The sequence below is a fragment of the Catellatospora sp. NPDC049133 genome, assembly GCF_040648455.1.
Classification (GTDB): Bacteria; Actinomycetota; Actinomycetes; order Mycobacteriales; family Micromonosporaceae; genus Catellatospora; species Catellatospora aurea.
Genome location: NZ_JBEZDT010000002.1, coordinates 51,293 through 77,015, shown reverse-complemented (window position 1 = coordinate 77,015; position 25,723 = coordinate 51,293). Strand labels below are relative to the sequence as shown.

Below are 25,723 nucleotides of genomic sequence, written 5' to 3'. Positions count from 1 at the left end.
ATGCGGGAAGAGCGGCGTGCGACCTGGGCGCGCTGGGGCACACCGGAGCAGGCGAAGCCGCTGCCCGAGGCCGTGGCGGGGCTGCTCAAGCAGGTCTTCGACGTGACGCCGCCCGGACCGGTGACCGTTTTGGACGCCGTCAGCGCCCCGGCTCCGGCCCTGGCCGAGATGGCCCTCGCCGCGCTGGTCGCGGTGGTCGGCGCGGAGCACGTCGGCACCGAAGCGGCCGAGCGGGCGCTGCACGCGTCGGGCAAGTCCACTCCCGACCTGTTCCACCAGCGCACGGGCGAGCTGCCCGCGCTGCCTGCCGCCGTGGTCGCCCCCGCCGACCACGAGCAGGTGCTGGCCGTGCTGGCCGTCTGCGCCGAGCACCGGCTCGCGGTGGTGCCGTTCGGCGGCGGCACCTCGGTCGTCGGCGGGCTCGCCCCCGAGGCGGACGGATACCTCACGCTCGACCTGCGCCGCCTCGACCGGCTGGTCGCGGTCGACCCGGTGTCGCGCACGGCCGTGCTGCAGGCCGGGCTGCCCGCGCCGCGCGCCGACGAGCTGCTGGCCGAGCACGGCTTCACCCTCGGCCACGTCCCGCAGTCGTACGAGTACGCCACCATCGGCGGCTTCGCCGCGACCCGCTCCTCCGGCCAGGCCTCGGCGGGCTACGGCCGCTTCGACGACATGGTGGTCGGCCTGACCGTGGCCACCCCGCGCGGCACGATCAGCACCGGTCGCGCCCCCGCCTCGTCGGCCGGGCCCGACCTGCGCCGGCTGTTCCTCGGCTCGGAGGGCGCGTTCGGCGTGATCATCGACGTGACCGTGCGGGTCCGTCCGCTCGCCGCGCAGCGGCACTACGAGGGCTGGCGCTTCGAGTCGTTCACCGACGGCGCAGCGGCCGCGCGACGGCTCGCCCAGGACGGTCCGCGGCCGACCGTGCTGCGGCTGTCCGACGAGGTGGAGACCATGCTCGGGGCGGCCGGGCGGGGCCGCGGCGACGGCGGCTGCCTGCTCGTGGTCGGCCACGAGGGCGCGTCCGTCGAGCACGCCGTGGCGCAGACCGCGGCGGTGCTGCGCGAGTGCGGTGGGCAGGAGCTGGGCCCGGAGCCGGGGGAGCAGTGGGCCGCGCACCGGTTCGACGCGCCGTACCTGCGCGACGCGCTGCTCGACGCGGGCGCGTTCGCCGAGACGCTGGAGACCGCGGCGTTCTGGTCCGCGCTGCCCGGCCTGTACGACGCCGTGCGCGAGGCGCTGTTCGCGGCGCTGCCCGTGCCGTCGATGGTGCTGTGCCACGTCTCGCACGTCTACGAGACCGGAGCCTCCCTGTATTTCACCGTCGTCACCGCGTACGGCGACGAGCCGGTGGCGCGGTGGCAGCGGGCCAAGGCGGCGGCCAACGACGCGATCATCGCGGCCGGCGGGACCATCAGCCACCACCACGGCGTCGGCACCGAGCACCGCGACTGGTTCGCCCAGGAGATCGGCCCGCTCGGGGTCGACGTGCTGCGGGCCGTCAAGCGCGAACTCGACCCGGCAGGTGTGCTCAACCCTGGCATCCTGGTGCCCTGATGAGGTCGTTCACGGCGGTGGTGGGTCCGGCCGCGCGCCGGGGACTGGCCCGGCTGATGCCGGTCGCGCAGCTGCTGCGGGCGGGCGGGGCGCGGGTGCGCGTCGAGTACACCGGCGGGGTCGGGCAGGCCCGCGAGATCGCCCGGCGCTGTGCCGCCGACGGCGAGGTGGTGCTGGCCGCCGGGGGCGACGGCACACTGCGCTGCCTCGGTGCGGCGCTGGCGGGCACCGGCGGCGTGCTGGGCGTCGTGCCCGCCGGGCGCGGCAACGACCTGGCCCGGCAGCTCGGCCTGCCACACCGCGCCGAGGACGTCGCCGAGCTGCTGCTGCACGGGCGGCCGCGCCGTGTCGACGCGCTCGACGCGGGCGGCGAGACCGTGCTGGGCAGCGTGTACGCCGGGGTGGACGCGGCGGCCAACGAGCGCGCCAATCGCGCCCGGTTCACCCCGGCCGGGCTGGTCTACCCGCTGGCCGGGGCACGGGCGCTGCTCGGCTGGCGGCCCACCGTCTACCGGCTCGACGTCGACGGTCAGCAGCTGTCGGCGCGGGCGTACTCGGTGGTGGTCGCGAACTCCGGCTACTACGGCGGCGGCCTGCACGTCGCGCCCGGTGCCGTCGTGGACGACGGGCTGCTCGACGTGATCGTGCTGGGCGGCGTGTCCAAACTGCTGTTCCCGCTGGTCCTGCGCGAGATGCGGAGCGGGGTGCACGTGCGCCGCCCCGAGGTCACCGTGCTGCGCGGCGCGACGGTCACCGTGGCCGCCGACCGTCCCGTGCCCGCCTACGCCGACGGCGACCCGCTCACCACGCTCGGCGAGCTGCGCGTACGGGTGCTCCCCGGCGCCCTGTCAGTGCTCGCTCCGCCGGCGGGGGACAGGTAGCGGTCGAGCAGGAGGGTCAGCTCGGCGTCGAGGTCGGACGGGGTGTGGCCGTCGGTGACGGTGGCCACGGACAGCACGAAGGACTGCGCGGTCAGCAGCACGGCGCGGGCCAGCCGGGCCGGGTCCCCGGCCCGCACCGAGCCCTCGGCCTGTCCCGCCGCGATCATCTCGATCAGGAAGCCGAGCATCTCCTCCTGCCCCGCTCCACGCCGGTCCAGCATGTACGGCAGCAGGATCTCGGGGTCCACTTCCAGGATCTTGCGCAGCAGCGGGTGCACGCGCAGCGTCGCGGCGGCCGTCACCGACTGCGTCACCAGGCGGGCCCGCAGCGGGCCGTCGGCCGCGGCGGCCTGCCGCGCCGCGTCCACGATCACGCGGTGCCACTCGCGGCTCATCAGGTCGGCGACCAGGCTCTGCACGTCGGGCCAGCGGCGGTACACCGACATCCGGGACACCCCGGCCCGGCGCGCCACGTCGGTCACCGTCGTGCGGCGCACGCCGTACGCGAGCACGCAGTCACGGGCGGCGTCCAGCACGAGGTCCTCCACGCGCCGCCCGCTCGGCTCCTCCTCAGCGTCCACCGGCCCATGTGTACCACGCCCGGCTACCGCCCGGCGCTCGGCGGTGTCACAGTGGTACCCGGCCCGCCGTACCCCCTCAGCCTGGGAGCCCCGCATGACCACCGAGCCGCAGCAGCCGGTCGACGACGACACCTCCGAACCGGACCCGCGGCCCGCGCCGCGCGCCCGCACCTGGTCCCGGCCGTCCGGGGGGACGCTGGCCGCGGTCCTGATCGCGTTCCTGCTCGGCGGCCTGGTCTGCGGCGGCCTGGGCCTCGCGGTCGGCCTGATGGCCGGGCACCACCACGGCCACCACGGCCACGACTTCGACCGCGCCGACCGGGGCGACCGCGGTCCGTGGGGCGGCAAGCGCGACCGCGACGAGCGGGTGCGCCCCGAGCGGCTGCGGGACGGAGAGCTGATGCGGCAGTTGTTGCGGGAGCGGCTGCGCCAGCGAGGGCTCGACGGGCAGCCGATGCCCTGGCCGCTGCCGCCGAAGACGCTGCCGGACGCACCGGTGCCCGCGCCGACCGCCTCGGCCGCGCCCACCGCGACCCCCTGATCCGTACAGCGGGCGGCTTCCGAAAGGCGAGCCGCCCGTCCCCATGCTGAGCTGCGTCGATAGCAGCGGGCGCCGATCGGGTGCACTCCTGCGGTCGGCGTACGGTGATCGTCGGCGATATCCTGTGTCCCGCCACGAGTCGGCGCACGGCAGGATGGGGATCCACATGGTCAGCACCGCACCCGAACAGGCCGCCCCCGCGGTGGCCTCCGATCCGGACCGGCCGGTGACGTCCTACCGCACGGACCTGGTGACCGTGCTGCTGGGCACCTGGTTCACCATCGGCCTGATGGTCGACGCCTGGGCGCACAACAACGTGCCCGAACTGGAGACGTTCTTCACGCCCTGGCACGCGGTCTTCTACTGGGGCTTCATCGTGACCGCGGGCTGGATCCTGTGGACCTGCCGGGCCGCGTTCCGCGGCGGGCGGCTGCCCGACCTGCGCGCCATGCCGGCCGGCTACCCGCCGGCCGTGTTCGCGATCGGCGGGTTCGCCCTGGCCGGCCTCGGCGACATGCTCTGGCACGTGGTCTTCGGCGTCGAGCAGACCATCGACATCCTGTTCAGCCCCACCCACCTGGGCCTGGTCAGCGCGATGATGATCATCGTGACGACGCCGCTGCGCACGGCGTGGGCGCGCCGCGCCGACCCGGCCCGCGGGCTGCTGGGGCTGCTGCCGGCGGTGCTGTCCATCGCCCTGGGGGCCACGCTGGTGCTGCTGTTCCTGCAGTACGCGAACGCGCTGGTGTACTCGCCGGGCCGGATCATGCTTTCGTTGATCAACGACGACGAGCGGCTCAGCTCCGACATGGCCACCTCGATCCTGGTCACCAACCTGGTGCTGATCCTGCCGATCCTGGCCCTGGCCCGGCGGTGGGCGCTGCCGCCCGGCAGCGTCACTGTCGTCTACGCGGTCATCGGCGCGCTCTGCGCCGCCATCACCGGATTCGGCAACCTCGAACTCATCGGTGGCCTGCTGGTCGCCGGGGTGCTCACCGACCTGGCCGTGCTGTGGCTGCGGCCCGCTCCGGGCGACCGCGGCCGGCTGTGGGCCGTCGCCGCGCTGGCCGGCTTCTTCACCTGGGCGATCTACCTGGCGATCGGGTTCCTGTTCGCGTCGCCCGCCGGGCCGTCGGCGGAGCTCGCGGCGGCGGCGCTGCCCGAGCTCTACACCGGCATCCCAGTGGTGCAGGCGCTGGCGGGCCTGCTGGTGGCGGTCGTGCTGACCGCGACGGCCCGGCCAGGCGCCGTAACCGCGGAGTAGCCGCCGCCGGACAGCGAAAGGGCGCCCCCCGAGGGGCGCCCTTTCGCATCTCAGCCTGTCACCAATAATGCCGTCGTCCGCCAACCGGGCGGCCGACCGCTCCCAGGATCCACAGGATCGCGCCGACGATCAGCAGGATCAAGCCGATCGTCCACAGGATGCTGATGTGGAGGAAATATCCCAGCAGCAACAGAATCAGGCCCAGAACAAGCACTTCGGTCTCCCCACTCGAGGAACGCTCCCCATCGTCGTTGAGGTACCCGGTGCTCAGGCGGGCTAAACCGGACGATCAATTCGCGGCGGTGCCCACCGGCTCCTGGGCCAGCCGCCGGGCGACCCGGCCGTGCATGGCCACGGCCCGCAGCCGCAACATCGCCACCTGGGTGACGACCTCGGCCATCGGGCCGGGACGGTGCGCCCAGAAGGTGCTCAGCAGGGGCTGGGTCAGGTCGGCCAGCGCGCTGGGGTCGTGGTCCGGCGGCAGCGCGTGCACGGACTCCCGGGTGTCGGCGATGGCGCGGTCGAGGCCCGCCTGCCAGGCCGGTCCGACCCGGCCGGTGCCCGGGTACGCCGGATCGTTGCGCCAGGCCTGCCAGCGGTCGAGCAGAGTGATCAGCTCGGCGCGGAGGTCCGCCCGTTCCTCGTCGCTAGCCGTGATGAGCTGTTCACTGACGGTCATGAAGCAGATCATAGGGCCGCGATATGCCCGCGGCGGGCACAACACGAGATGTCGCCGAGATGATCAGGATACACCCGGCACCGTCTCCGCAGGCGTTTGTGCAGGTCGCTACGCGGGTATGGAGTCCGGCATGACCGATCACAGCCCCGAGGAGTACGAGCCGATCGAGCCGGCGGGCGGCACCGACCTGGAGCACACCAGGGACGAGGCGCACCGCGACGAGCAGCGCCGGCACGAGGACACCGAGCGGCTGACCGAGGAGAACCGCGATCCCCGCAACCCGCCTGAGCCGTTCTCCGGCTCCGAACACTGACCCGGCGACAAAAGCGCCGCCCCCGCGATCGGATCGCGGGGGCGGCGCTGTCATGGGCGGCGACGACTACCGGCGGATGGCATCCTTGGCCGCGTCCTTGGCGTCGCTCATGGCGTCGGAGGCCTTCTCGCCGGCCTTCTTCACCTTCGCCGAGGCCTGGTCCATCTTGCCCTCGGCCTCGAGGCGCTCGTTGTCGGTCATCTTGCCGGTGGCCTCTTTGGCCTTGCCCGTCACGTTCTCGGCCTCATTGCTGATCTTGTCCTTGATACCCATGTCGAAACTCCTCCGAGATAGCGGATATCTCTACCGTCGGGGTACCCAGCGCAGCCGGTCTGAAACCTCCCGGGATGTGCGAACGAGACAAAACTCGCTAATGACCAGTTAGTGGCTGGTATGGTCCTTCGCCAGGAGACCCCGGCACGGAGAGACAGATGACCCCGCTCGAAAGCCCCCGCGGCCTGCCCGACATCACCCCGATCCAGCCCCGCCGCCGACGGCTGCCGGTGTGGGCGGTGCTGATGCTCGGCGTGATGGTGCTCGTGCTGGCGCTCGGCTTCGGCGGCGCCATGGTCACCCAGTCCTACCTGCACAGCCTGACCAGCGCGGTGGAGACCGGCTCGGTGCTGGAGGGAGAGGCCCGCAAGGAGCCGGAGGTCGAGGGGCGCACGCTGCGCGGCGCGATCGACATCCTGCTGCTGGGGCTGGACACCCGCGACGGCTGGGTCGAGGGCAGCGGCCGGGCCGACACGATCATCATGCTGCACGTGCCCGCCGGGCACGACCGGGCCTACCTGATGTCGATCCCGCGCGACGCCCTGGTGCACATCCCGGCCTACCCGAAGGCCAACTTCTACGGGGCCAGGACCCGGGCCAACGCCGCTTACACCTACGGCTCGCGCAACGGACAGGGCTGGCAGGGCGGGGCCGCGCTGACCGCGAACATGGTGCACGAGCTGACCGGCCTGAAGTTCGACGGCGTCGCGGTCGTCGACTTCGACGCGTTCAAGAACGTCGTCGACGAGCTGGACGGCGTGCACATGTGCGTCGACCAGGAGACCCGCTCGGACCACTTCGTCGTGGTCGACGGCAAGCCGAAGTACGCCTACGGCAAGAAGTCCGGGGTGTTCCTGCCCAACACCTACGTGCACCACGTCGGCTGCCGGGACATGGCGGGCTGGGAGGCGCTGGACTACGTGCGCCAGCGCAAGAGCGGCCCGTACGGCGACTACGACCGGCAGCGCCACCAGCAGCAGCTGCTGAAGGCGATCGGCGACAAGGTGACCTCGGCCGGCATCATCACCAACCCCATCAAGATCAATTCTCTGCTCACGGCCGCGGGCAGCACCCTGAAGCTCGACACCGGCCATGCCGATCTGTTCGACTACATCTGGACACTGCGCGGCCTCACCCCCGGCGACCTGGTCATGCTCAAGACCAACAACGGCATGTACAACCGGGCCAAAGTCAAGGGCACCCAGGCGCTCAGCCCGCAGACGCTGCTGATGTTCCAGGCGGCCGCGAACGGCACGCTCGACGAGTACGTCGCCGCCCACCCCGAGTCCGTCATCGGCGACGCGGCGGACCTCGAAGCGCCGATCGACAGCCCGGCGGAGGCGAACCGGCGGTGAGCCGCCGCCAGGTCAGCCGGCCTGCACCGTGCTGCGCTCGGCGGCCTGCACCGCCAGCTCGACCCGCGAGTTGAGTTCGAGCTTGCCGAGGATGCTGGACACGTGCGACTGCACGGTGCGCCGGGACAGGAACATCTGCGCGGCGATGTCTGGATTGGACAGGCCGGACGCGACCAGCGCGACGACGCGCTGCTCGGTCGCGGTGAGCGCCTCCCAGCCGTGCTTGGGGCGCTTGCGCGGGCCGCGTACGCCCCGGCGCACGCCCGCCGCCCGCAGCCGGGCCTCGGCGCGGGCGGTGTCGGCGGTCGCCTCCAGCGCGCCGTACAGCTCCAGCGCCTTGTCCAGCGCCCGGCGGGCCCGTGCCGGGTGGTCCTGGCGGGCCAGCGCCTCGGCGGCGTTCTCGTACGCGTTGCCCTCGTACAGCGGCCACCCCGCCTCGCGGTAGTCCGCGGCCGCGGCGAGCAGCAGTTCCGCGTCGTCGCCGGCGAGCCCGTGGCACAGCTTCGCGGTCGCGGCGAGGCTCGGGTGGGCGCGCCCGGCGAGCAGCGCGTCCACGTCCCGGGCCAGCGCGCCGGCCCGGTCCCGGTCACCCGCGGCGACCGCCAGCCGGGCCAGGTCGGCGCACACGCGGTACACCAGCCGCCGCGGCTCCAGCCCGTGCGCCTTCTCCCAGGCCGGGGCCAGCAACTCGAAGGCGGCCGCCGGACCCTGCTGGGACTCCACGCACAGCGCTCGCGCCCAGCGGCTGAAGTGGTGCGGATAGGACGCGCCCGTCCCTGCGGGCGGGTCGACGGTCGTCCCGCGGTGCACGGCGATCAGATCAGCCATGCCGCGCAGCCGCACCTCGCTGCCGAGCAGGTCCGGCAGCTCGGCGGCGGCCTCGATCTCGACCAGCGCGTCGTCCCAGCGGCCGTCCAGGAACAGCAGCCGCGCCCGCAGCGTGTGGGCGATCGGCAGGTACGCCCCACCGGACTCGCGGTTGGCGGCGATCGCGGCCGACAGCGCCCGCTCGGCCTCGGCCAGCCGGTCCAGCTCCAGCAGGCACATCCCGCGCAGCGTGTACGGGTCGACCTGCAGGTCCGGCTGCACGCCCTCGGTGAGCGAGGCGAAGGCCCGGTCGTTGACGACCAGCGCCTGCTCCAGGTCCCCGTCCATGGCCAGCGTCATGGCCAGGGCGAAGTCGCCGATCCCGATGCAGCGGGCGTCCCCGGTCGCCTCACCGGCCCGCACCGCCCGGCGCGCGGCCGCCCGCGCCTCGTCGAAGCGGGTCAGGAAGAACAGGCACACGGCCGCGAAGCCGTGGAAGCGTCCTCGCTCGGTCTCGCTCAGCCCCGGCTCGGCCAGGGCCTGCTCGATGACCTCCAGCGACTCCCGCAGGTGCCCGCGGCGGTAGCAGGTCTGCGCGAGCAGCCAGCGCAGCTCCCCGTCGCAGGCCGGATCGTCGCCCGTCGCGACCGCGTCGCGGGCCAGGCGTTCCGCCTCGGCGTGCGCGCCCCGCCAGAGCAGCGCCCGGATCAGCTGCAGGCGCAGCCTGGCCGCCTGCCGCCGGGGCGCTCCCGGCAGGGCCCGCTGCAGCAGCTCCACGGCCAGCTCGGGCGCGCGGGCGGTGAGCGGGTCGGCCACGCCGATCAGCCACTGCGTGGTCCGGTCGTCGACGCCCTCACCGGCCATCACGTGCTCGGCGATGCGCTCGACGCCCGCGCCTTCGGCGTCGAGCGCCTGCGCCGCCCGCCGGTGCAGCGCCGCCCGCGCCGAGGGCGGCACCCGGGCCGCGAGCGCCTCCCGGATCAGCGGCTGCCGGAACTCCAGCCGGGTGCCGGTGTCGGTGAGGATGCCCGCCTCGACCGCGCTCGCCGCCACGTCGGCCAGCTCGGCCACCGGGCGGCCCAGCACCTGCGACAGCTCGGTCAGCTCGACGGTGCGCCCGAACACGGCCGCGGTCTGCAGCGCGTCGCGTACGGCGGGCGGCAGGAAACCGAGGCGGTGCAGGATCACCTCCGCCAGCGGCGGCGGCACCCAGCCCTCGGCCCGCTCGTCGGTGTCCCACACCAGTTCCATCCGGCCGTCCCGGCCCGCCAGCGCGCCCTCCTCGGCCAGCTCGGCCAGCAGCTCGGTGACGTACATCGGGTTGCCGCCGGCGGTGCCGAGCAGCCGGCTCAGCCGGGGGCCGGCGTCGGCGTGCAGCAGGTCGTGGGCGAGCGCCTCGACCTCGTCCGGCGGCAGCGGCGCCAGCTCGATCACATGCCCGCCGCGGGCCACGAGACTGCGTTCCAGGGCGTCGACCGCTCCGGCCCGGGGCGCGGACCGGGTGGCCACGACCAGCAGCATCGGTTCCTGCTCGATGCCCCGGCCCAGCCGGTGCGCCACCACGAGGCTCTGCGTGTCGGCCCACTGCGCGTCGTCGAGCAGCAGCGCGACCGGACCCTGCGCGAACCACTCGTCGAACAGGTCGAGGACCGCCTCGGTGATGACGAAGTCGTGGTTGACGGCGGCCAGGCTCTGCGTGAAGGCCTGCTCGCCGCGCAGCAGCCCGGAGACCCGGGCCAGCTCGGGATCACTGGTGGCCGCGCCGATGCCCAGGCAGTTGGCGATCGCGGAGAACGGCAGCTGCTGCTCCAGGTCCTCGGCGGCGCCGGTGAGCAGCCGCATGCCGAGGTCGGCGCAGTCCGCGGCGACCCGGTCCAGCAACGAGGTCTTGCCGATGCCCGGTTCGCCCTCGACCAGCACCGCCACGCCGTGCCCGCCCGCCGCCTGCCGCGCGAGCGCGTGCAGTCGCCCCGTCTCGGCCTGCCGGCCCACGAAAACCGGAGAGACCGGCGCCATGCCCTGAGCCTAGTGAGCGCGGCGTGCCTCATGACCGCGAAAGTCCGGATCCACCGGACAAAGGAAAGTTTCAGTATCGGCCCGAATCTTGTGCAGAAACTTCACCGTTGATAGCTTTGCCTCGATCTCCATCGAGTGAGGAAAGTGGATATGCGAATCTCCACGGGAGTCATCGCGTCCCTGGCCGCCGTGGGTGTGCTCGCCACCGCGAGCCCGGCCCATGCCGTCGTCGTGCCCCGCCACGCGATCAACGTCTGCCAGAGCGCCAGCTTCTACGACAACTACGACTCGGCTTCCGGCCCGCACGGCCTCAAGCGCGTGCTGGAGTACGGCAACAAGGTCGGCCACACCCCCGGCGCGCACCCGGTCTACAACGGCTGGGCGGCGACCTTCGACTTCGGGCCCAACGACTGGGGCTACATGCGGATCGAGTGCATCGGAGGGTACGACTCGTGGTGACCGGAACCCTGCGCGCGGCCGCCGCGGCCGTGACCGCCCTCGCCCTGCTGGCCGTGCCGTCCGCCGCCCAGGCGGCCAACGGGACCGTCGGCGTGCGGGAGACCGTCTGCGCCGAGTCGCTGTTCGTGCGCACCGAGCCGCTCGGCGCCTGGATGGGCACCCTCTACGCCGGTCAGACCTTCCTGGTCAAGGGTCCCCGGCAGGGCGGATACATCTACGGGTTCGCCTATGGACACGTCAACCGCAATGGCTGGGTGCAGGACGGCTGGTTCTGCTGACCTGCCGTCCGCGCGGGCGGCAGGACGTCGGGCGGCAGGACGTCGGGCGGCAGGACGAGAACTCCCTTTTCGCGGTGGCTCGTCCCGAGCCTCACTAGGCTGGACTGCGGACCCTGGTGCGCCGTCTACCTGCGTGGGGAGTTCTCATGACCGTCCTCGGTGCGACGGCGGTGGCCGATCTGCGGTCGGGCTTCGCCGGGTCGGTGATCGGGCCGGACGACGCGGCGTACGCCGACGCGCGGACCCTGTTCAATTCGATGATCGCCAAACGGCCGGTTGTGATCGCCCAGTGCGCCACCGGGGCGGACGTGTCCCGGGCCATCGAGTTCGCGCGCGAGCAGGGCCTGGAGATCGCGGTGCGCGGCGGCGGCCACGGCGTGGCGGGCACCGCGTCGACCGAGGGCGGCCTCGTCATCGACCTGCGCCGGATGAACCAGGCGACGGTCGATCCGCAGCGCCGGGTCGTACGCGTCGGCGGCGGCGCGACCATGAGCCACCTCGACCGCGCCACCCAGCCCTTCGACCTGGCCACCACCGGTGGCCGGGTCTCCACGACCGGGGTCGGCGGCTTCACGCTCGGCGGCGGCTCCGGCTGGCTGGAGCGCAAGTTCGGCCTGGCCTGCGACAACCTGGTCGCCGCCGAGCTGGTCACCGCCGACGGCAACACCGTCGTGGCCGGCGAGGAGAGCCATCCGGACCTGTTCTGGGCGCTGCACGGCGGCGGCGGCAACTTCGGCGTCGTCACCTCGCTGACGCTGCGCCTCTACCCGCTGCCCACGGCTTCGGTGGCGCTGCTGCTGTGGCCGCCCGAGGCGGGACCGGACGTGACCCGGGCCTACCGCGACTTCATGGAGGACGCGCCCGAGGAGGTCGGCGGCGGCATCATCTACCTGACCGGGCCGGCCGAGCCGTTCACGCCCGCGCACCTGGTGGGCAGGCTGGCCTGCGCCATGCTCGTCACGTACGCCGGTGACCTGGCGCGGGCGCGCCGGGTGATCGGCCCGCTGCTGCGGCTGGGCCACCAGGGCGAGTTGATCGCCGAGGTGCCCTACGCCGAGCTGCAGTGCATGTTCGACGACCCGCCCGGCTACCGCAACTACTGGTCGGCCGAGCACCTGGACACCCTGCCCGACAAGGCGATCGACCTGTTCTGCGCGCGCGCCGAGGACATGGTGGTCCCGTCCCCGTCGCAGCACGTGCTCTTCCCGTACGGCGGCGCGGTCGCCGCGGGTCCGAGCACCTACCCGGTCCCGTGGCGGCGCGCCCCCTGGGTCGTCCACCCGCTGGGCCTGTGGACCGAAGCCGACGACGACGACCGTGCCATCCGCTGGGCCCGCGACCTGCGCGCCGACGTCAAACCCTGGTCCACCGGCGCGGTCTACAGCAACTTCATCGGCCAGGAGGGCCAGGAGCGCGTCGTCGCCTCCTACGGCCTCGACAACTACCGCCGCCTGTCCCGCATCAAAGCCGCCTACGACCCCGACAACACCTTCCACCTGAACCCCAACATCCGCCCCGAACGCTGAAGCAAGCGCCTTCCCACCGCGATCGGCTGAAGCAAGGGCACCTTCCCATCGCTATTGGTAGTGGAAGGGCACCTTCTTAACGCCTCACCCATGCTGGGCAGCGCGGATGCGCAGAGCCGGCTCGCCGGCCGCGATCGGCCGGGGCGCGGCCGCCGTTTCGACGCACCGTTGCGGCACCATGTCGGAGTGACCGCGTCGACTTCGCCCCCGGCCGCCGCGCCGAGCCGGCCGCCGGGCACCGTGCTCGAAGCGGTGCTGGAGCGGATCACCTACGCCAACGAGGAGACCGGCTACACCATCGCCCGGGTGGCGACCGAGAAGTCCGGCAACGACCTGCTCACCGTGGTCGGCGCGCTGCTGGGCGCGCAGCCGGGGGAGAGCCTGCGGCTGACCGGCCGGTGGACCTCGCACCCGCGCTACGGCCGCCAGTTCGAGGTGTGGAACTACACCACGGTGCTGCCCGCGACCATCGTCGGCATCGAGCGCTACCTCGGCTCCGGCCTGGTCAAGGGCATCGGCCCGCGGCTGGCCGAGCGCATCGTGGCGCACTTCGGCGTGGACACGCTGCGGGTCATCGAGTCCGAGCCGCAGCGCCTGATCGAGGTGCCGAAACTGGGCCCGAAGCGCACCAAGCTGATCGCCGCGGCCTGGCTGGAGCAGCAGGCGATCAAGGAAGTCATGATCTTCCTGCAGGGTGTGGGTGTGTCCACCTCGCTCGCCGTGCGCATCTACAAGCAGTACGGCGACGGCTCCATCACGGTGGTCCGCGAGGAGCCGTACCGGCTGGCCGCCGACGTGTGGGGGATCGGCTTCCGCACCGCCGACACCATCGCCCGCGCGGTCGGCATCGCGTACGACAGCCCGCAGCGCGTCAAGGCCGGCCTGCAGCACACCCTCAGCGAGGCCGCCGACAACGGCCACTGCTTCCTGCCCGCCCCGAACCTCACCACCGCCGCCGCGAAGATCCTGGCCGTCACGGACAAGGACGGGGCCGACCTGGGCGTGCCCGCCGACCTCATCACGACCTGCCTGCGCGAGCTGATCGACGAGGAGGGCGTGGTCCGCGAGGACGTGCCCGGCGCCGACGGCCTGGTGCCCGCGATCTACCTGGTGCCGTTCCACCGCGCCGAGCGCGGCCTCGCGGGCAGCCTGCTGACCCTGCTCAACACCTCGCGGGACCGGCTGGCCGTGTTCGACGGCGTCGACTGGGCCAAGGCCCTGGCCTGGCTCAAGACCCGTACCGGCCACGAGCTGGCCCCCGAGCAGGAGCAGGCGGTGCGGCTCGCGCTCACCGAGCGGGTCGCGGTGCTCACCGGCGGTCCGGGCTGCGGCAAGAGCTTCACCGTACGGTCGATCGTCGAGCTGGCCCGCGCCAAGCGCGCGAAGATCGTGCTGGCCGCACCGACCGGCCGGGCCGCGAAACGCCTCGCCGAGCTGACCGGCCACGAGGCGACCACGGTGCACCGGCTGCTGAAACTCCAGCCCGGCGGCGACCCGAGCTACGACCGGGACAACCCGCTCGACGCGGACCTGGTCGTCGTCGACGAGGCCTCGATGCTCGACCTGATCCTCGCCAACAAACTGGTCAAGGCCGTCGCGCCCGGGGCGCACCTGCTGCTGGTCGGCGACGTCGACCAGCTCCCCTCGGTCGGCGCGGGCGAGGTGCTGCGGGACCTGCTCAACGCCGACGTCGTGCCCCGCGTACGGCTGACCCAGATCTTCCGCCAGGCGCAGCAGTCCGGCGTCGTGGTCAACGCGCACCGCGTCAACGCCGGGGAGTTTCCACAGCTCAAGGGCTTCCCCGATTTCTTCTTCTTCGAGTGCGACGACACCGAGGCCACCGCGCCGCTGGTGGTGGATCTGGTGTCGCAGCGCATCCCGAAGAAGTTCGGCCTCGACGCGCGCCGCGACATCCAGGTGCTCACCCCGATGCACCGCGGCCCGGCCGGCGCGGGCAACCTCAACCAGCTGCTCCAGCAGGCGCTGACCCCGGCGGTCGAGGGCCGGCCCGAGCGCCGCTACGGCGGGCGGGTCTACCGGGTCGGTGACAAGGTCACCCAGATCCGCAACAACTACGACAAGGGCACGGCCGGGGTGTTCAACGGCACCGTCGGCGTGGTCACCGGCATGGCCCCCGACGACCACAAGCTGATCGTGCGCACCGACGAGGACGAGGACGTCGAGTACGGCTTCGACGAGCTGGACGAGCTGGTACACGCGTACGCCATCAGCATCCACCGCTCGCAGGGCTCGGAGTATCCGGCGGTGGTCGTGCCGCTGACCACCAGCGCCTGGATGATGCTGCAGCGCAACCTGCTCTACACCGCGATCACCCGGGCCAAGAAGCTGGTCGTGCTCGCCGGGTCCACCCGCGCCCTCGCGGTCGCCGTGCGCACCCTCGGCGCCGGCCGCCGCCACACCGCCCTCGACCACCGCCTCATCCCACCCTCCTGACCCCGCGGCGCCCCGCATGATCATCGGACTTGCCTGGCACCTGTGCGTATCTTGAGCTCGCTTTCGCCCAGGTGCCAGGCAAGTCGGACGATCTTGCCGCCCGCGCACCCCCGTCGGCACCTGCCCGTGGCCGCCGCCGGTCGGACACGGCGACGCGACGCCGCTACGGCTGGGCGGCTCGGGTACGCCGATGGCGAACGGGTGTGCGAATAGCGTGCCGGGTCGGCGATGCTGGGGCCCATGCGACTGCTCGTATTCGGCGGCAACGTCTTCCTCGGGCGCGCGGTGGCCGCCCACGCGCTGGCCTCGGGCCACGATGTCACCTGCGTCACCCGGGGCGTGTCCGGGGCGATCCCGGCCGGGGCCACCCTGGTGACCGCCGACCGTGATGTGCCCGGCGGCCTGGCCGGCCTCGACGGCGACTTCGACGCCGTGATCGACGTCGCACGGCGGCCCAGCCACGTCCGTCACGCGGTCGCCGACCTGGGCGCGCGCATCCCGCACTGGGTGTACGTGTCCAGCTGCTCCGTCTACGCCGACCAGGGCACCCCCGGCCAGCGCGCCGCCGAGGCCCCGCTCCTCGAACCGCTGCCCCTGGAGACCGACGACGCGACCGGGGAGAACTACGGACCGGCCAAGGTCGCCTGCGAGCAGGCGCTGCTCGACGCCGTCGGGCCGGAGCGCGCGATGCTGTGCCGGGCCGGGCTCATCGTCGGCCCCGAGGACCCGACGGGACGCTTCGACTACTGGGTGTCCCGGCTGGCCGAGGGCGGCGAGGTGCTGGCCCCGGGCACACCCGGCGACGCCGTCCAGTGGATCGACGTACGCGACCTGGCCGCCTGGCTGGTGCAGGCCGCCGAGCAGCGACTGGCCGGCGTGTACGACGGCATCGGCGCGCCGGTCGGCCGGGCGGACATGCTCGCCGGCATCGCCGAAGGCGTCGGCACCGCATCGCAGCTGACCTGGGTCGACCAGGAGTTCCTCACGGAGCAGGGCGTCGAGACGTGGGCGGGCGAGCGTTCGCTGCCGATGTGGCTGCCCCTGCCGGAGTGGGCCGGCTTCCTGTCCCGCGACGTCAGCGATGCGCTCGCGGCAGGCCTGTCGCCGCGCCCGGTCGCCGACACCGCGCGCGACACCCTCGCCTGGCTCGCCACCGGCCCCACCCGCAAACCCTGGGCCGGCATCACCCGCGACGACGAGTCCGCCCTCCTCACCACCTGGAAAGCCACCCACCCCGCCTGACCGCCCCGCCCCCGCCCCGCTCCTGCAGTTTCGGGGAAAGTGCAGGTATCAGCTCGTCGATAGCTGCACTTTCCCCGAAACTGCAACCGCGATCCGGCGCGACCGGGCGTGAGCGGCTCGGCCCGGGGTCAGTCAGGGGCGCGCTTGCTGTTGGCGCTGGGGTTTGGTGCGCTGCCAGGCTTCAAAGGGGTCCTGGGCCTGGGCGATGGAGATCTTGCCGACGGGCACGGTCCACTTGTGCTGCGGGTCCTCGAACAGGTCGTACAGCTCGACCTGCGGGAATCCGGCCGCGGCGGCCTCGTGGCGGTCGACGGCGTACACGATGCGGCCGACGTCGGCCCACAGCGCCGCGGTCAGGCACATGGGGCAGGGCTCACAGGTGGAGACCAGCACCGCTCCGGGCAGGCGGAAGTGCAGGGCCTGGCGGCAGGCGGCACGGATGGCGACGATCTCGGAGTGCGCGGTGGGGTCCAGGTCGCGGATGACCCGGTTCACGCCCCGGCCGATGACCTCGCCGCCGCGCACGATGATCGACGCGAAGGGCCCGCCGCCGCCCGATTCCACGTTGGCGACAGCGAACTTCACCGCGAGGGCCAGCCATCTTTCGGCTTCCTCGCCCGACATGTCCACGCTGGCCAGGGGCTCCGTCGCCACGGGTCCAGCCTAAGACGCGAGGCCGCGCGGGGCAGTCGCTCTGGACACACAACCCCTGTTAATTCGGCAGAAAAGAGGGTAAGTCGCCTTAAAACAAGCCGGGGACCGTGATTCTCCCCTCAGCACGGGATGGGGCGGATGCCGCCGTCGAGTGCTTACCCTGAAACTTAACTTTTGGTAAGACAAGCTCCCGATAAAGCGAGGGAAGTCGTGGCGGATGTGAACCTGGAAACCCCGGGTGGACACCTCTCCCTGGAAGTGCAGCCGGCCGTCGAGGGCCCGTCCGGGCTCGACATCGGCAAGGTGCTGAAGGAAACCGGATACGTCACGTACGACCCGGGCTTCGTCAACACCGCCGCCTGCACCTCCGCGATCACGTACATCGACGGTGACGAGGGCATTCTTCGTTACCGCGGGTACCCGATCGAGCAGCTGGCCGAGCACTCCACCTTCCTGGAGGTCTCGTACCTGCTGATGTACGGCGAGCTGCCCACCGCAGTGCAGCTGTCGGAGTTCACCGAGCGGGTGCGCATGCACACGCTGCTGCACGAGGACATGAAGCGGTTCTTCGAGGGCTTCCCGCGCGACGCCCACCCGATGGCCGTGCTGTCGGCGGCGGTGAGCGCCCTGGGCACCTTCTACCAGGACAGCCAGGACCCGTTCGACAACGAGCAGGTCGAGATCTCGACCGTGCGCATGCTGGCCAAGCTGCCGACCATCGCGTCGTACGCGTACAAGAAGTCGATCGGCCAGCCGATGCTCTACCCGGACAACTCCCTCGGGTACGTGGAGAACTTCCTGCGCATGACCTTCGGCGTGCCGGCCACCGGCTACGAGGTCGACCCGGTCTTCGCCAAGGCGCTCGACCTGCTGCTCATCCTGCACGCCGACCACGAGCAGAACTGCTCCACGTCGACGGTGCGCCTGGTCGGCTCGGCCCAGGCCAGCCTGTTCGCCTCGGTGTCGTCCGGTGTGAACGCGCTGTCCGGCCCGCTGCACGGCGGCGCCAACGAGGCCGTGCTGTCGATGCTGGAGCGCATCCGCGCCGAGGGCGGCGACGTGCAGGCGTTCGTGAAGAAGGTCAAGGACCGCGAGGACGGCGTACGCCTGATGGGCTTCGGTCACCGGGTGTACAAGAACTACGACCCGCGCGCGGCGATCGTGAAGAACATGGCGCAGGACGTGCTCGGCCGCATGGCCAAGCCGGACCCGCTGCTGGACCTCGCGATGCAGCTCGAGGAGATCGCGCTGGCCGACGACTTCTTCGTGTCGCGCAAGCTCTACCCGAACGTGGACTTCTACACCGGCCTGATCTACAAGGCCATGGGCTTCCCGACGAAGATGTTCACGGTGCTGTTCGCCCTGGGCCGCCTGCCCGGCTGGATCGCCCAGTGGCGCGAGATGATGAGCGACCCGGCCACCAAGATCGGCCGCCCGCGCCAGGTGTACACCGGCGCCCCCGAGCGCGACTTCGTCCCGGTCGCCCAGCGCTGACCCCAGCCTCACCCGCGAAAGCGCGCCCGCACCCGCGGGCGCGCTTTCGCGTCTCAGGCGGTCCGCCCTCCCGTGTTGATCATGAAGTTGTGGCCACGACTCGCCGTCGAGCCGTGCCATAAGTTCATGATCAACGTGGCAAAGGGGGTTGGTGGGGCCGGGGTGGGGTGGTAGTTGTGGGGGATGGGTGGGATTGTGTCGCCGGGATTCCGGGGGCGGCGGGGGACTGAGGGCGGCGAGGTGCGGCTGCCGCCGGGGCAGTACCTGACCGAGGACTTCCCGGTGCTGACGGCGGGGCCGACGCTGCGGGTGCCGACGGACACGTGGGAGTTCGTGATCGTCACGGAGGCCGGGCAGAAGCACCGCTGGGACTGGAAGCAGCTGATGGCGCTGCCCAGCGAGCGGCCCACGGTCGATCTGCACTGCGTGACCAAGTGGTCGAAGCTGCAGACGCGCTGGCAGGGCGTCAGCCTGGACGTGCTGCTGGAGGGCGTGGACACGGCGGCCGACTACGCGATGGTCCACTCGTACGGCGGCTACACCACGAACCTGCCGTACGAGGACCTGCTGCACGGGCAGGCCTGGATCGTCTACAAGTTCGACGGCGAGGACCTGACGCCGGAGCACGGTGGCCCGGCCCGGCTGCTGGTGCCGCACCTCTACCTGTGGAAGTCGGCGAAGTGGGTGCGCGGCATCACGCTGATGGACGAGGACGAACCGGGCTTCTGGGAGAGCGCCGGCTACCACGACTACGGTGACCCATGGCGCGAGCAGCGGTACCAGGGGGACTGAGCCCGCGGCTGGTCTGGCGGGCGGCCAGGCTGGTCGAGTTCCGCGACGAGACGCCCAGCGCGCGCACCCTCGTGTTCGACGTGCCGGACTGGCCGGGGCACCTGCCCGGTCAGCACGTCGACGTGCGGCTGACCGCCGAGGACGGGTACAGCACCGAACGCAGCTACTCCATCGCCACGCCCGCCGACGGCACCCGGGTGGCGCTGACCGTGCAGCTGGTCGAGGACGGGGAGGTGTCGCCGTACCTCACCCAGACCCTGTCCGTCGGCGACGTGATCGAGCTGCGCGGGCCGGTGGGCGGCTGGTTCGTGTGGCGGTCCGCGGACCAGGCGCCGGTGCTGCTGATCGGCGGCGGCTCGGGCATCGTGCCGCTGATGGCGATGATCCGGGCCCGGCGGGCGGCGGGCAGCAAGGCCCTGTTCCGCCTGATCTACTCGGCGCGCACGCCGGAGGACCGGTACTACGCCGACGAGCTGCGCACCCGGGCGCGCGACGACTTCGGGCTGGACGTCAGCTACGTGTACACCCGCAAGACGCCTGAGGGCTGGCCGCTGCCGCCGCGGCGGCTGGGCGTGGCCGACGTGAACAATGGCGGCTGGCCGCCGGACTTCGGGCCGTCCTGCTTCGTGTGCGGGCCGACCGGCTTCGTCGAGGCGGTCGCCGACATCCTGATCGCGCTGGGCCACGACGCCCGCCGGGTGAAGACCGAGCGCTTCGGCCCGAGCGGCACCTGACGGAGGCTGTGATGGAACTCTTCTCCGACGACTTCACCGACGGCAACGCCCTGGCCGGGCCGCTGCGCGAGATCTTCGCGACGGACATGACCCAGGCCGTGGGGCGCTGCGTCAACTGTGGCGACGAGGGGCCGGTGGCCGGCCTGAAGGTGTACACCCACGCGCCCGGCCTGGTCGCCCGCTGCCCGTCCTGCGAGGAGGTGGTGATGCGCCTGGTCCGCGGCCCGAGCAGCGCCTGGCTCGACCTGCGCGGCACCATGTCCCTGCGCATCCCGATGCCCGCGGAGTGACGGGTTCGATCCCGCTTCGACGGGTAGATTGCGCGTTATGAGTATTTTGACCGCAGACGACATCGCACTGCTCAACGAGCCCCAGCTCGCCCACGTGGGCGTGGTCGACTTCGACGGCTCGCCGCACGTCACGCCGGTGTGGATCGACACCGACGGCGAGCACATCCTGTTCAACACCGCCAAGGGCCGGGTGAAGTACAACGCCATGGTCCGCGATCCGCGGGTCGGCATCTCCATCGTGGACAAGGCGAACGACTACCGCACGCTCTGGGTGAAGGGCGACGTCGAGTTCGTCGAGGAGGGCGCGGACGCGCACATCGACAAGCTCGCCTACAAGTACCTCGGCAAGGACAGCTACCCGTGGCGCAAGGCCGACGAGGTGCGCGTGATCGTCAAGGTCACCCCGACCGTCCGGCTCGCCCAGGCCTGACCGCTCATACGGCCTGCTCAGCGCCTATCGGGCGTTAGGAAGGGCACCTTCTGCAACGCGGAGCGTTGTGAAGGTGCCCTTCCTTTCATGAGGGGGTGGTTCGGTGCCGGAGGGGCGTTCGGATGGGTCGGTGACGGCAAGTGGACAGGCGCCCATCTATGCGGGTGGGCGGGTCCGAAGCTCCGGCAACAGACGCGGTCGGCGCGTCTGCCCCTCAGTACCGGAGGACCCGACCATGAGACTCACCCTGCGCCAGCCGGCCCGCCGCCGGACCGGGGCCGCGCTCGCCGTGGCGGCCTGCCTGGCCGTCTCCGGCGGGCTGTACGCGCTCGGGCCCGGCACGGCCGGCGCGTCCAGCCACCGCGAGGCGCCCCTCATCGCGCTCGACCCCGCCGTCGACGCGACCGACCTGTACGCCTTCGTCAGCCCGGACCGTCCCGGCTTCGTCACGTTCGTGGCGAACTGGGTCCCGTTCCAGGAGCCGAACGGCGGCCCGAACTTCCACCCGTTCGCCACCGACGCGCAGTACCTGATCAATGTGGACAGCGACGGGGACGCGCGGCCCGACGCCCGCTTCCGGTGGACGTTCAAGAACGTCGACAAGCGCGGCAACTCCACCTTCCTGTTCAACAACGGGCCGGTGACCTCGCTCGACGACGAGAACCTGCTGTTCAAGCAGACGTACACGCTGGAGTCCTCGTTCAACGGCGAGGCCTTCCGCACCCGGGCCAGCAACGTCGCCGTCGCACCCTCGCGGGTGGGCCCGGCGTCCATGCCGGACTACGGCGCGCTGCGCGAGCAGGCCACCGTCAAGCTGCCCGGCGGCTGGCGCATCTTCGCCGGGCAGGCCGACGACCCGTTCTTCCTGGACCTGCGGGTGTTCGACCTGCTGTACGGCGGCGACCTCAGCGAGACCGGGCAGGACACGCTGGCCGGGTACAACGTCAACACCATCGCGCTGGAGGTGCCGTTCAAGGACGTCGCGCTGCGCGGCGACGGCGCGCGCAACCCCGTGATCGGCGTCTGGACCACCACCGAGCGGCCCCGGGTGCGCATCACCGGACGCACCGGCGACCCGCGCAGCGGGGACCGGGTGCAGGTCTCGCGGCTGGGCAACCCGCTGGTCAACGAGGTCGTCGTGCCCGCCGGGCTCAAGGACGCGTTCAACGCCTCCCGCCCCGACGGCGACGCGAAGATCCCGCAGCTGGTCAAGCGGGTGACCGAACCCGAGGTGCCCAAGCTGATCGAGACGATCTACAACATCCCCGCACCGGCCACCCCGCGCAACGACCTGGTCGAGATCTTCCTGACCGGGATCACCACCAAGGCCGACGGTCCGATCAAGGCGGACCTCAACTCGCAGCTCAACAACGCCGACGTGAACCCGTCGAAGTTCCGGCCGTCGGAGATGCTGCGGCTGAACCTGTCCGTGCCGATCACCGCCGACCCGAACCGCCTCGGCGTCATCGGCGGCGACCTGCAGGGCTTCCCGAACGGGCGGCGGCTGGCCGACGACGTCGTCGACATCGAGCTGCAGGCCCTGGTCGGCGCGGCCCAGACCGGCCAGATCGTGGACGCGCTGGCCGCCGGGGACAAGGTCGACGCCAACGAGAACGCCTTCGGTGACACGTTCCCGTACGTGGCCCTGCCCAACGCGGTCGGGGTCAACACGGCCGGCACGGGCGGCGGCAACCCGGCCGCACCGGCCTCGGTCGACGCCTCCCCGGCGTCGGCGTCCTCCGGCGTCGAAGGGGGCATGTCCACCGGAGGCGCCATGGCGATGGTCGGCTCCTCCGTCGCCGGCGGCCTCGGCCTGCTCCTCTTCGCGGGCTGGTGGATGCGCCGCCGCAACCGCCCCGACACCCACACCCACGGCCCCGACCAGCCCGCCCACACCCACTGAGGAAAGGAAGGGCACCGTCGGCTCGCGTAGCGAGACGAGCAGCAGTTCGGCTCAACGCTCCGCGTTGTAGAAGGTGCCCTTCCCATCGCTGATCTTGTGAAAGGGGAGGTAGACATGTGGCGACGGATCATCGCGGTGGGTGTCACCGCCGCGGCGCTGCTCGGGCTCGGGGGCGCGTTCGGCGCGGGGCCCGAGCCGTGGACCGCCGAGTCCGCGTACGCCCAGGGCGACCCGCTGGTCGAGTCGATCGAGCAGGCGCAGGCGCGGTTGCGGGACGTGCCCGGCGACTGGACCACCTGGGCGGCGCTGGGCAGCGCGTACGTCGAGCGGGCCCGGATCACCGGGGACCCCGGCTACTACACCCGGGCCGAGGGCGCGCTGCGCGAGTCGCTGCGCCTGCACCCCGGACCGTCCGCCGCGGACCGGGATGCCACGGACCGGGACGCCACGGCGTCGGGCACCGCGGGCGGCGGCAACGACGCGGCGCTCGCCGGGCTGGGCGCGCTGGCCAACGCGCGGCACGACTTCGCCCAGGCCGAGCGGCTGGCCCGGCAGGCGATCGCGGGCAACCCGTTCAGCGCCGACGCGTACGGGGTGCTGACCGACGCGCTGACCCAGCTCGGCCGGCCCGCCGAGGCGACCGAGGCGGCGCAGCGCATGCTCGATCTGCGGCCGGGCCTGCCCGCGCTGTCCCGGGCGGCATACGACCTCGAACAGCACGGCCGGGTCGAAGAGGCCCGCGAGCTGTGGACCCAGGCGCTCGCCACCGCCATCGCGCCCGCCGACCTGGCCTTCGTCCACCACCAGCTCGGCGACCTGGCCTGGCACGGCGGCGACCTGGTCGCGGCCCGCGCCGCGTACGAGGCCGGCCTCGCCGCGGACGCCGCTTACCTGCCGCTGCGCCACGGGCTCGCCCGCGTCGACGCGGCGAGCGGCCGCACCGCCGAGGCGCTGGCCGGATACGCCGCGCTGACCGCGGCCTCGCCGACCCCGTCCCTGCTGGTCGAGCACGCGCTGCTGCTGCGCTCGCTCGGCCGCGCCGCCGACGCCGAGGCGCAACTGGCCCTGGCACAGGCCGCCCTGGACCTGCTGGCCGCAGGGGGAGGCGCGGACGACCTCGCCGCCGCCGAGCTGGCCCTGGCCCGCGGCGACCATGCCACCGCGGTGCGCCTGGCCACGGGCGAGTGGCAGCGGCGCAAGCACACCGACGTCGCCGACACCCTCGCCTGGGCGCTGCACCAGGCCGGACGGCACCGGGAGGCGCTGCCCCTGGCCCGTGCCGCGGCGGCGCTCGGCGCGCGCAGCGCGCTCCACGCGTACCACCTGGGAATGATCGAACTCGCCCTCGGCGACCGTGCCGCCGGCCGCCGCGACCTCGCGCGGGCGCTGCGGCTCAACCCCCACTTCTCCCCGGTCGACGCACCCGCCGCGGCGCGCGCCCTGGCCTCGGCAGGTGCCTGATGAATTTCATGATCCGCCGTACCCTGCCCGTCGTGGCGCTGGCAGGGGTCGCGCTCGCGCTGCTGCCCGCCCCCGCGTCCGCGCACCCGCTCGGCAACCTGTCCATCAACCAGCTCGTCGCGCTGACCCTGCGCCCCGACGCCGTCGACGCCACCACGATCCTCGACATCGCCGAGCTGCCCACGCTGCAGCAGCGCAGCACGGTCGACACCTCCGGCGACGGCGTCGCCGACGCGCCCGAGCTGCGTGCGCACGCCGCGGCCGCCTGCGACGCCTTCGCCCGGGATCTGGTGGTACGCCTCGACGACCGCCCCCTGACCTGGACCGTCCACTCGGCGGGGATGACCCTCGAACCGGGCTCCGCCCGCCTGGCCACCAGCCGGATCACCTGCACCCTGAGCGTCCCCGCCCGGCTGGACCGCCCGGCGGCGATCACCGTCCACAACGGGCACCTCGCCGACCGCGTCGGCTGGCGCGAGATCACCGCCACCGGCGTCGGCATCGACCTGCCCGACTCACCCGTGCCCGCCCGCAGCACGACGAACGAACTGCGCGACTACCCCGTCGACCTGCTCGGCTCCCCGCTCGACGTCCGCGACGCCCGCCTGCCCGCCCGTCCCGCCGCAGTGCCACCCGGCGCACCGAACGGCCTCACCTCGGCGGTCGCACCGGACCTGGGCGCGCCCGCCCGGCCCGACGACCCCGCGCCACTGCGCTGGGCCGCCTGGGCGCAGCAGCAGGTCCTCGACACGGTCGGCGCGGACCGGCTCACCCCGCTGGTTGGGCTGCTCGCCGTGCTGCTCGCCCTGGTGCTCGGGGCAGGTCACGCGCTGCTTCCCGGCCACGGCAAGACCGTGATGGCGGTATACCTCGCCGGCCGCGCTGGCCGTCCCCGCGACGCGCTGACCGTCGGCGCGACCGTCACCGCCACCCACACCGGCGGCGTCATCGCCCTGGGCCTGCTGCTCACCGCCGTCTCCGGCCTGACCGGACAGACCGTCCTCGGCTGGCTCGGCCTGGCCAGCGGCACCATCGTCATCACCGTAGGCCTCGCCATGCTGCTGGCCACCCTGCGCCGCAGGCCCGGTCACACCCACACCCACGACATCTCAGACCACGACCATGCCCACTCCCATGGCACGTCCGGCCACGACCACGACCACGGCCAAGGCCACGACCATGCCCACTCCCATGGCACGTCCGGCTACGACCACGACCACGGCCAAGGCCACGACCACGACCACGGCCAAGGCCACGGCCACGGCTACGGCTACGACCACGACCATGCTCACGGCCATGCCCACGGCCATGCCCACGGGCATGTGCATCGGCATGGTCTGTTCGGCCGGGTGCACTCTCACGGCGGCTCCCATGCTGCCGAGGGCACGGGACGTGGCCGGTTCGGGCTCGGCGCGATCGGGGTGGCGGCGGGCCTGGTGCCCAGCCCGTCCGCCCTGGTGGTGTTGCTGGGCGCGATCGCATTGGGCCGGACGGGCTTCGGCATCCTGCTCGTGCTCGCCTACGGGCTGGGTATGGCGGGCACGCTCACCGTTGCGGGCCTGCTGCTGCTCAAGGTCCGCGATCGTTGGTCGGCGCGATTCGAGCGGTTCCGGCGGCTCCGGCTGGCCGGGCCGTACGCCGCGAGCGCGATGGTGCTGCTCGTCGGCGTCGGCCTCGCCGCACGTGCCGCGACGCTGGTGGTCTGATCGCGGCACGCTGCCGCCGACAAACCAATCATG

The 25,723-nt window shown here is 72.6% G+C and carries 25 protein-coding genes; 19 read left to right on the top strand and 6 right to left on the bottom strand.

Annotated features, from left to right (window positions below):
* On the top strand, positions 1 to 1,557 hold the full coding sequence (locus tag AB0B35_RS02635; RefSeq protein WP_361040266.1) for an FAD-binding oxidoreductase: 1,557 nt from the start codon (positions 1 to 3) through the stop codon (positions 1,555 to 1,557).
* Entirely contained in the window at positions 1,557 to 2,438 is an 882-nt protein-coding gene (locus AB0B35_RS02630) for a diacylglycerol kinase family protein (protein WP_361039822.1), read from the top strand. Before AB0B35_RS02635 ends, AB0B35_RS02630 begins: the two co-directional genes overlap by 1 nt.
* Here the strand turns inward: AB0B35_RS02630 and AB0B35_RS02625 are convergent.
* Positions 2,339 to 3,019: a TetR/AcrR family transcriptional regulator gene (locus AB0B35_RS02625; protein WP_361039819.1), complete on the bottom strand. Its 681-nt coding sequence runs from the start codon at positions 3,017 to 3,019 to the stop codon at positions 2,339 to 2,341. The two genes, AB0B35_RS02630 and AB0B35_RS02625, sit on opposite strands and share 100 nt — an antisense overlap.
* 94 nt (positions 3,020 to 3,113) lie before the next feature.
* Between AB0B35_RS02625 and AB0B35_RS02620 the strand changes: the two genes are divergently transcribed.
* Positions 3,114 to 3,560 (top strand): hypothetical protein, encoded by a 447-nt coding sequence (locus tag AB0B35_RS02620; protein WP_361039816.1) that lies wholly within the window; start codon positions 3,114 to 3,116, stop codon positions 3,558 to 3,560.
* Between the two features lie 166 nt (positions 3,561 to 3,726).
* Entirely contained in the window at positions 3,727 to 4,824 is a 1,098-nt protein-coding gene (locus AB0B35_RS02615) for a hypothetical protein (protein ID WP_361039814.1), read from the top strand.
* Between the two features lie 58 nt (positions 4,825 to 4,882).
* On the opposite strand, the gene AB0B35_RS02610 is transcribed toward AB0B35_RS02615, so the two are convergent.
* The gene (locus AB0B35_RS02610; RefSeq protein WP_166382865.1) at positions 4,883 to 5,038 is read right to left on the bottom strand and encodes a DUF6131 family protein; all 156 of its coding nucleotides are present in this window, start codon (positions 5,036 to 5,038) and stop codon (positions 4,883 to 4,885) included.
* Between the two features lie 75 nt (positions 5,039 to 5,113).
* The gene (locus AB0B35_RS02605; RefSeq protein ID WP_361039811.1) at positions 5,114 to 5,503 is read right to left on the bottom strand and encodes a hypothetical protein; all 390 of its coding nucleotides are present in this window, start codon (positions 5,501 to 5,503) and stop codon (positions 5,114 to 5,116) included.
* A 130-nt stretch (positions 5,504 to 5,633) separates the two neighbouring features.
* Here AB0B35_RS02605 and AB0B35_RS02600 point away from each other — a divergent pair, with 130 nt between their 5' ends.
* Positions 5,634 to 5,816, top strand: coding sequence for a hypothetical protein (locus AB0B35_RS02600; RefSeq protein ID WP_360522599.1), 183 nt, complete (start codon positions 5,634 to 5,636; stop codon positions 5,814 to 5,816).
* 66 nt (positions 5,817 to 5,882) lie between these two features.
* On the opposite strand, the gene AB0B35_RS02595 is transcribed toward AB0B35_RS02600, so the two are convergent.
* Positions 5,883 to 6,089, bottom strand: coding sequence for a CsbD family protein (locus AB0B35_RS02595; protein ID WP_361039808.1), 207 nt, complete (start codon positions 6,087 to 6,089; stop codon positions 5,883 to 5,885).
* Positions 6,090 to 6,247: 158 nt separating this feature from the next.
* Here AB0B35_RS02595 and AB0B35_RS02590 point away from each other — a divergent pair, with 158 nt between their 5' ends.
* Complete coding sequence (locus tag AB0B35_RS02590) at positions 6,248 to 7,444, top strand: LCP family protein (protein ID WP_361039806.1); 1,197 nt, start codon at positions 6,248 to 6,250, stop codon at positions 7,442 to 7,444.
* Positions 7,445 to 7,456: 12 nt separating this feature from the next.
* Here AB0B35_RS02590 and AB0B35_RS02585 read toward each other — a convergent pair whose 3' ends face one another.
* A complete protein-coding gene (locus AB0B35_RS02585) occupies positions 7,457 to 10,267 on the bottom strand; it encodes an AAA family ATPase (RefSeq protein ID WP_361039804.1) in 2,811 nt (936 codons plus the stop codon).
* Positions 10,268 to 10,417: 150 nt separating this feature from the next.
* On the opposite strand from AB0B35_RS02585, the gene AB0B35_RS02580 reads away from it, so the two are divergent.
* From AB0B35_RS02580 to AB0B35_RS02560, 5 genes are all read left to right on the top strand, one after another.
* On the top strand, positions 10,418 to 10,726 hold the full coding sequence (locus tag AB0B35_RS02580) for a hypothetical protein (RefSeq protein WP_361039802.1): 309 nt from the start codon (positions 10,418 to 10,420) through the stop codon (positions 10,724 to 10,726).
* Entirely contained in the window at positions 10,720 to 11,004 is a 285-nt protein-coding gene (locus AB0B35_RS02575) for a hypothetical protein (RefSeq protein ID WP_361039800.1), read from the top strand. Before AB0B35_RS02580 ends, AB0B35_RS02575 begins: the two co-directional genes overlap by 7 nt.
* Positions 11,005 to 11,150: 146 nt before the next feature.
* On the top strand, positions 11,151 to 12,530 hold the full coding sequence (locus AB0B35_RS02570; protein WP_361039797.1) for an FAD-binding oxidoreductase: 1,380 nt from the start codon (positions 11,151 to 11,153) through the stop codon (positions 12,528 to 12,530).
* Positions 12,531 to 12,716: 186 nt separating this feature from the next.
* The gene (locus AB0B35_RS02565; protein ID WP_361039794.1) at positions 12,717 to 14,984 is read left to right on the top strand and encodes an ATP-dependent RecD-like DNA helicase; all 2,268 of its coding nucleotides are present in this window, start codon (positions 12,717 to 12,719) and stop codon (positions 14,982 to 14,984) included.
* A 240-nt stretch (positions 14,985 to 15,224) separates the two neighbouring features.
* Positions 15,225 to 16,226, top strand: coding sequence for an NAD-dependent epimerase/dehydratase family protein (locus tag AB0B35_RS02560; protein WP_361039792.1), 1,002 nt, complete (start codon positions 15,225 to 15,227; stop codon positions 16,224 to 16,226).
* 132 nt (positions 16,227 to 16,358) lie between these two features.
* Here the strand turns inward: AB0B35_RS02560 and AB0B35_RS02555 are convergent, their stop codons facing one another.
* The gene (locus tag AB0B35_RS02555) at positions 16,359 to 16,880 is read right to left on the bottom strand and encodes a nucleoside deaminase (protein ID WP_361039789.1); all 522 of its coding nucleotides are present in this window, start codon (positions 16,878 to 16,880) and stop codon (positions 16,359 to 16,361) included.
* Between the two features lie 210 nt (positions 16,881 to 17,090).
* On the opposite strand from AB0B35_RS02555, the gene AB0B35_RS02550 reads away from it, so the two are divergent.
* The 8 genes from AB0B35_RS02550 to AB0B35_RS02515 all read left to right on the top strand — a co-directional run bounded on the left by AB0B35_RS02550 (position 17,091) and on the right by AB0B35_RS02515 (position 25,690).
* Positions 17,091 to 18,374, top strand: a complete 1,284-nt coding sequence (locus tag AB0B35_RS02550; protein ID WP_361039787.1) for a citrate synthase — start codon at positions 17,091 to 17,093, stop codon at positions 18,372 to 18,374.
* Between the two features lie 195 nt (positions 18,375 to 18,569).
* Positions 18,570 to 19,166, top strand: a complete 597-nt coding sequence (locus tag AB0B35_RS02545; RefSeq protein WP_361040264.1) for a sulfite oxidase-like oxidoreductase — start codon at positions 18,570 to 18,572, stop codon at positions 19,164 to 19,166.
* The gene (locus AB0B35_RS02540; protein WP_361039785.1) at positions 19,136 to 19,900 is read left to right on the top strand and encodes a ferredoxin reductase; all 765 of its coding nucleotides are present in this window, start codon (positions 19,136 to 19,138) and stop codon (positions 19,898 to 19,900) included. Before AB0B35_RS02545 ends, AB0B35_RS02540 begins: the two co-directional genes overlap by 31 nt.
* Positions 19,901 to 19,911: 11 nt before the next feature.
* Positions 19,912 to 20,190: a DUF6510 family protein gene (locus tag AB0B35_RS02535; protein ID WP_361039782.1), complete on the top strand. Its 279-nt coding sequence runs from the start codon at positions 19,912 to 19,914 to the stop codon at positions 20,188 to 20,190.
* Between the two features lie 37 nt (positions 20,191 to 20,227).
* A complete protein-coding gene (locus AB0B35_RS02530) occupies positions 20,228 to 20,620 on the top strand; it encodes a PPOX class F420-dependent oxidoreductase (protein WP_361039780.1) in 393 nt (130 codons plus the stop codon).
* A gap of 235 nt (positions 20,621 to 20,855) precedes the next feature.
* The gene (locus AB0B35_RS02525) at positions 20,856 to 22,523 is read left to right on the top strand and encodes a DUF4331 domain-containing protein (RefSeq protein WP_361039778.1); all 1,668 of its coding nucleotides are present in this window, start codon (positions 20,856 to 20,858) and stop codon (positions 22,521 to 22,523) included.
* A gap of 114 nt (positions 22,524 to 22,637) precedes the next feature.
* A complete protein-coding gene (locus AB0B35_RS02520; protein ID WP_361039776.1) occupies positions 22,638 to 23,984 on the top strand; it encodes a hypothetical protein in 1,347 nt (448 codons plus the stop codon).
* Positions 23,984 to 25,690, top strand: coding sequence for a sulfite exporter TauE/SafE family protein (locus AB0B35_RS02515; RefSeq protein WP_361039774.1), 1,707 nt, complete (start codon positions 23,984 to 23,986; stop codon positions 25,688 to 25,690). Before AB0B35_RS02520 ends, AB0B35_RS02515 begins: the two co-directional genes overlap by 1 nt.
* Positions 25,691 to 25,723: the final 33 nt, after the last annotated feature.